General features: G+C 37.8%; 1 protein-coding gene. It reads right to left on the bottom strand.

Annotated features, from left to right (window positions below):
* On the bottom strand, nt 1–1,161 hold a 1,161-nt coding region (locus ABD985_RS21220), incomplete at its 3' end, for a hypothetical protein (protein WP_345375343.1).
* Nucleotides 1,162–1,195 lie beyond the last annotated feature (34 nt).

The raw sequence follows: 1,195 nt of genomic DNA on the forward strand, positions 1-1,195 counted from the left end.
ATAGCCATTGATCTTATGAACAGGGCTCGTATATCCACCATTTTTAATTCTTGTCCATGGACTGTATGGAGTAAAGTTGTGTAACAACGCTAATGCTCTAAAGTTGAGCGTTGTTGCTTCCACCGTAGAGTGAAATTTCTGAGAATTCACCGCATGCCTCTCCATTAATCGCATTACCCTATCCAATTGGGATGACGTTCTATAAATCCCTTCAAAATCAAGATGTCTTAACCAGTTTTTTCTTTTACTGACTAATTTCAAAACATTTTCCTTCATGGGACTATCAGGTACATTTTCTTGAGTCCACTCTTTCAGTCTCCGGATCATCTGACTCATAGATCTCTTATTATCAGATCGGTAGATATTCCAAACCTTTTCAGCTACTTGAAGAAATGAAGGCTGTAAGGCTTTTGTTGCTCTATCCCTAATCTTTAAGAAAGCATGTAAAAAGCACTCAATGATAGCCACACAAGGAAATATTTTTTTCCATGCAATTTGCGTAGCATTCCATCCATCAGTATTTACTGTTTTGGGTGAATACGTAGCATCCAAATCTCGAGCCTCTTTCTTAAATACGCCATAGGCTTTTTCCAAAGCATTTGCCGTGACTTGACAACAAGCTTCTACTCCTAATATACACTCTTGCGCTACCGTTGTGGCTACATAAACCTTACTTCCTTGCTGTCTAGAGTGAAACTCATCAGACAAAAGGTTTTCCGGAAGGGTTTCTTTTTTATGAATGCTCGTACCCACTAAACTGAAGCTTGAAAGAGAGATAAACAATCGATACCAATACATGTGGTTTTTACCAAAAACAGATCCCAGTGCCCAAAAAGGAACACCAAATTTGATTAAGAATAAAGCCTTTTCTACCTCTGGAGTCACTTCTCTATTATAAGGCATCAGAAAACTGGGGCGGATACGGTAAGTGATCCCATTGGACGATATGCGGCGCATACGCTGTCCTGTTTTCTTGGATACACGTTCATAACCATTCAATTTGAATCCCTTATGAAAGCATTCAGGAAATAACTCAGGGAAACATTTATATTGATTCTCAATACTTTTTCGAGCAAATTCATTATGAGTGATAAATTGTAGATAATCTTCTACAGGGATATTTAGTACGATTGTTCTAGATTCTCTATCTTGTGATGCCATTAGTTTTTTCTCGCTTTTGTTGTTTGCACTTTAA

Source organism: Algivirga pacifica (assembly GCF_039543525.1).
GTDB classification, from domain to species: Bacteria; Bacteroidota; Bacteroidia; order Cytophagales; family Flammeovirgaceae; genus Algivirga; species Algivirga pacifica.